Consider the following 268-nt stretch of genomic DNA (forward strand, 5'->3'; position numbering starts at 1 on the left):
CTTCCCGGCCTGGCGCTCGGCTGGGGCATGTGGGCGGACGACGGCAGCGAGATGACCGCCGGGCTTTCCGACTCGGACCGGCTGCGGATGGCGCGTACCGGCATCGGCAGCCTGTCCACCGAGGACGCGCTGGAGCTGTTCGACCGGGCGCTGGACACGGAGCGTACGACCGTGCTGCCGATCCGGATGGACCGCGGTGTGCTGCGCGACCGCGCCGCCGAGGACGAACCGCCGCCGCTGCTGCGCAAGCTGGCGGGCGCGCCGGCCG

Annotated in this window: 1 protein-coding gene; it reads left to right on the forward strand. The window is 75.0% G+C overall.

The features are described from left to right. A partial coding sequence (locus tag AN216_RS28850) for a hypothetical protein (protein WP_170842969.1) occupies positions 1 to 268 on the forward strand: 268 nt, incomplete at both ends.

It is taken from the genome of Streptomyces oceani, from assembly GCF_001751245.1.
Classification (GTDB): domain Bacteria; phylum Actinomycetota; class Actinomycetes; order Streptomycetales; family Streptomycetaceae; genus Streptomyces; species Streptomyces oceani.